This is a genomic window from Synechococcus sp. R6-10 (assembly GCF_047461815.1).
Taxonomy (GTDB): domain Bacteria; phylum Cyanobacteriota; class Cyanobacteriia; order Thermostichales; family Thermostichaceae; genus Thermostichus.
This window is the reverse complement of sequence record NZ_JANSHW010000363.1, coordinates 1-907: the sequence shown is the minus strand read 5'-3', so window position 1 is coordinate 907 and position 907 is coordinate 1. Positions and strand designations below refer to the sequence as shown.

The 907-nt window shown below is 59.3% G+C and carries 1 protein-coding gene; it reads right to left on the bottom strand.

Going from position 1 to position 907, the window contains the following annotated elements:
• Positions 1-26: 26 nt before the first annotated feature.
• Positions 27-907, bottom strand: an 881-nt coding sequence (locus tag NW837_RS10390) for an ABC transporter substrate-binding protein (protein ID WP_414331304.1), incomplete at its 5' end; no start/stop codon positions are given.

The following is a 907-nucleotide window of genomic DNA, read 5'->3' as shown; positions in this document are numbered from 1 at the left end:
CCCCACTCAGGAGCCGCAGGGGAAAATCAGCTCTCCGGCTCAAACACCTTCAGATCCACCACCTTCCCCCCTTGGAAAGTCCAGTGGGCAAAGGTGCCGGCCACCTCCCCATTCTCATCGAAGTTGATGGATCCAGAGGCGCCGGTGTAGAAGATGTCTTCCCCTTTGCCGATCAGCTCCACCGCCTTGGCCCACTCTCCGGGCAGGATCTCGGTGCCGGGGGGATTGGCCACTTCCCGCAAAGCATCCCGAACAGCAGTGCCATCGGTGCTGCCGGCTTTCTGAATGGCCAGAGCCAGGACAAAAGCGGCATCGTAGGCGGTGTCGATGTAGGGGGTGGGGGGCAGCTCCCCGTAGGCGGCTTTGTAGGCTTCGGCAAAGATTTGGTAAGCCTTGCTATCGGTGAGGGCCTGAGGCGAAACGCCGATGGATCCCTCTAGCTTTTCGGCTCCCACCTGGGCTGCCACATCGGGAGAGCGCATGCCATCTGTGAAGACAAAGCGGTCAAACAGTCCTTCTTCCAAAGCTTGCCGCAAAATGACCACACCGTTTTCGGGGTAGCCAATCAGCACCAACGCCTGGGGATCCCCTTCCTTCAGTTGGGTCAGCTCACTGCGATAGGAAGCCTTGCCGGGCTCGTAGGGAACCGACTTGGTGATGGTGCCGCCCCGCTTTTCAAAAGCCGTCTTAAAGCTGTCGGCCAGGCCCTGGCCATAGTCGTTATTGATGTAGATGATGGCCAGGCGCTCCAGCTTCTCTTCACGGGTGATCTGGGCCAGGGCTACCCCTTGATAGGCATCGGAAGGAACCGTGCGAAACAGAAAATCGTTGTCCTCCAGGGTGGTGATGGTGGGGGCGGTGGAAGCGGGGGAAATTTGCGGGATCCGATTGGGAACAGAAACCGTCG